Genomic DNA, 3,106 nt, shown 5'->3' with positions numbered 1-3,106 from the left:
GCACGAGTTGCGACATCACAAGCAGTGCCATACTTGCTGTAATGCGTTGGAGGTAATTGGCAGCCATGTATTTGTGACGAAGCGGTGAGTTGAGGGTCGAATGCAAAGCCTAACGTTCGAGCTAAGCGGGCGACAACGGCAGGACGCCAGGCCCGGGCCGGTGAAAATGTACGGCGTACCACCGGCCCGGGCCTGGTGGCCTGCCGTTGGCGCTCCGCTTGAGCGAGGGGTTAGGCCGCACTCGTGGCACGCAGTGTTGCCGCGTGGTACTTGCGGGCGATATGGATGACGACAACGTGATGTACGGCTCCGCCGATTGCACCACCTACACCGGCGCCTAGTGCCCCAGTTACTCCGGCGCCACCGTACCAAGCTCCGAGCCCCGCGGTTAGGCATGCGAAGAGCAAGGCTGCCCACCACTCCCAGTGTTTCATGGCGCGGCTCGATACCACTTTGACTATGGCCTCGCGCTCGACAGCGGCCTTGTCGGCAAATTCTGGAATCTTGTCAAAGGACCAGTACATCGCTCTGTATCCCCAGGTTCGTTGACTCAACTCTTCGTAGTCTATGGCTTGTTGTGCTGGCGGCGATAAGTGCTTGGCAGAGGCGGGCTTTGGGCTGTTTAAGAGCTGTGAGCGCCGCGGTGTGGCGTTTGTGCGGCCTAACGTTCGAGTTAACCGGCCAGCGGAGGCAGGGCGCCTTGGCCCGAACTGAGATAATGTACCGTGTACCTCAGTTCGGGCCAAGGTGGCCTGCCGTAGCTGGTCCGGTTGAACGAGGGGTTAGGCGTCGGTGCGGTGAGCATGCTTGCGAACTCTGTAGTTCCTTGCCACAAGCTACTGACTCATGCCAATGAGCCATGGTCTCACCTCTGCCAGGAGTACGCCACTTTTGACGGCCGGGTCTTCGGCTGCGTACAGGGTGACTTCTTCCGCGCTGACCCCTGCGGTCGGAATCATCATGCCACCTCCCTTGCCGTCCAGATGTGGGCCGCCGAGCGCGAGTTTCCCGGCTTCAAGGAACTTTCGATAGTGCTCGACATGTTCGCGGACACCTGGCTGCTCAAACAATGTCTTGCCGGGAAGCCACTTCGGGCCTGGAGTGTGGAGTACTACAAATCGCACGTCCTTCATGGGCTTTGCCACCTTTCCAGTTTCTCCGGAGATGCTGGACTGACCGTTGGCGGTACCAATAACTGTGAGGATGCAAGCCCCAGCTACTGCCCGACGAATTTGATTGAAGATCATGGCATGCCGTAATGGTTGATTTCCGACGCCTAACGTTCGAGCTAAGCGGGCGACAACGGCAGGACGCCAGGCCCGGGCCGGTGAAAATGGACGGAGTACCACCGGCCCGGGCCTGGTGGCCTGCCGTTGGCGCTCCGCTTGAGCGAGGGGTTAGGCCCCAATCGCGGTGACTCGACCGTTTGAATAGCCGTCCTTGTGGCGCATTGCGGTGATGCTCAACGTGATGGACGTATTTTTCGCGATTGCGACCGAGACAGCGGCGAGCGCTTCGTCCGGAAATTTTTCAAAAGCGACGCGTGCTCTAAGACTTTCTCCACCAGGAAGCGACACGTCAATTAGACAATGCTTCGCAAATCTTCGAATTGAAGAAACCCGATATTTGCCCTTTATATCAACGCGCTGCCCTGTGCCTCTCTGCCCGCCTGCGATTTCCGCAATCTCGCCAACAGATATCTTCTTGCTACCAATTGTGATGTGGTCGGCGTCGGACGCTGACGAAACAATATCGCGATAGACCTTCTGAAATTCCGGTGTCGCATCCTTCAGTTCGGGTGCCTTCTCGATGGCACGCTCAAGCAGTTCGAGGCGTTTCGTTTCTATCTCTTTCCTGTCGCTCGATATGTTAGAGATCAGCACTCCACCTGTGATGATGAGCGCAAGTACAACAAGGGTGATTCCGGCTACCTTTTGAGTGCTTGGTTTGGCGATGGCGTCTCCAAGGCGATTGAGCAGTCCAGTGGCGTCTGCCTTGATCTCAGTGCTGCCCTCGCGGATTTCGTAGACGAGTTCAAGTTCATCGCGTTCGGAGTGCTTGATGCTGCGGCCGTCACCCTTGTATGCCGCGCGCCCGTAAGATCGATTGACAACGGACTGAATCTCACTCACCTGGCGCATTAATCCCGAAGGCAACGTGGCCGAGTAGCGTTCTCCTTGAACCTTCAGCGCCACGTTCGGCCAGCCTTCAAACTGGATTTGACCAAGGTCTTCGTCTCCATCGACCAGTCGCTCCAGAGCCCTCCAGGCGAGAGACTCGGAAGAGATGATGAACGGCTTCTGGGTGCTTTCGGGCATTGGTATCTCGCGGTTTGTAGACTTTGGGGCCTAACGTTCGAGCTAAGGCGGCACCGACGGTGGGACGCCAGGCCCGGCCACAGGAAAATGTACACCGTACCCTGTGGCCGGGCCTGGTGGCCCGCCGTTGGGGCTCGCCTTGAGCGAGGGGTTAGGCCGCACTGGGCGACGCCGACCGTTGGAACCTTGACCACAGGTAAGACAGCGCGGCGAAAAGCGCAGCCAACGTGGCCGCGACCATGAAGACGCCGCGTGTCTGATACAGGGGTATGAATGGAAGCGACGCTCGCGTGCTACACAACCCGAGGACCGAATCGTAGGAGCCACCAGAGTCGAGGCATGTGTCAATGGCAGCAAGTTCCTTGACCAGTGGCTATGTAGCGAGTGCAGCTATGGATAGCCAAAGGACGATGCGCTTTGGCAGTGGTGCCTTGGCTGAACCAAAAACTGCGCCGGGCCAGATGAGCAGCACTGCGGTGAGCACTGCAACGAGGACCAACGCTGACCATAGATTGACGTTCCACAGCGCGCGTGCACCTTGATAAAGCGATAGCGATTGCAGTACGCCGAGCGCGCCAAAGATCGCTGCTGCGCCACTTGCCAGAAGCGCGGCAGTTCTTGCGATTTTTAGGATGCGGGCGGACCGATACATGGCGTTTGTGCGGCCTAACGTTCGAGCTAAGCGGGCGCCGACGGTAGGACGCCAGGCCCGGGCCGGTGAAAATGTACCGCGTACCACCGGCCCGGGCCTGGTGGCCTGCCGTTGGCGCTCCGCTTGAGCGAGGGGT

At 58.7% G+C, this 3,106-nt stretch carries 3 protein-coding genes; all 3 read right to left on the bottom strand.

Going from position 1 to position 3,106, the window contains the following annotated elements; genetic code table 11:
• Positions 1 to 836: 836 nt before the first annotated feature.
• Positions 837 to 1,247: a YciI family protein gene (locus tag JMV16_RS19810; protein WP_201496044.1), complete on the bottom strand. Its 411-nt coding sequence runs from the start codon at positions 1,245 to 1,247 to the stop codon at positions 837 to 839.
• Between the two features lie 150 nt (positions 1,248 to 1,397).
• Entirely contained in the window at positions 1,398 to 2,318 is a 921-nt protein-coding gene (locus tag JMV16_RS19805) for a hypothetical protein (protein WP_201496043.1), read from the bottom strand.
• A gap of 373 nt (positions 2,319 to 2,691) precedes the next feature.
• Entirely contained in the window at positions 2,692 to 2,970 is a 279-nt protein-coding gene (locus tag JMV16_RS19800) for a hypothetical protein (protein ID WP_201496042.1), read from the bottom strand.
• Between the last annotated feature and the right edge of the window lie 136 nt (positions 2,971 to 3,106).

Origin of the sequence: Rubrivivax sp. A210 (genome assembly GCF_904426505.1) — a bacterium.
In the GTDB taxonomy this organism is placed as follows: Bacteria; Pseudomonadota; Gammaproteobacteria; order Burkholderiales; family Burkholderiaceae_C; genus Rubrivivax.
The sequence above is the reverse complement of the archived record's forward strand: the minus strand, read 5'-3'. Positions and strand labels throughout refer to the sequence as shown.

Coding starts and splice junctions, on each gene's coding strand:
- JMV16_RS19810 (WP_201496044.1), bottom strand. CDS start 1,247: ATGATCTTCAATCAAATTCGTCGGGCAGTAGCTGGGGCTTGCATCCTC.
- JMV16_RS19805 (WP_201496043.1), bottom strand. CDS start 2,318: ATGCCCGAAAGCACCCAGAAGCCGTTCATCATCTCTTCCGAGTCTCTC.
- JMV16_RS19800 (WP_201496042.1), bottom strand. CDS start 2,970: ATGTATCGGTCCGCCCGCATCCTAAAAATCGCAAGAACTGCCGCGCTT.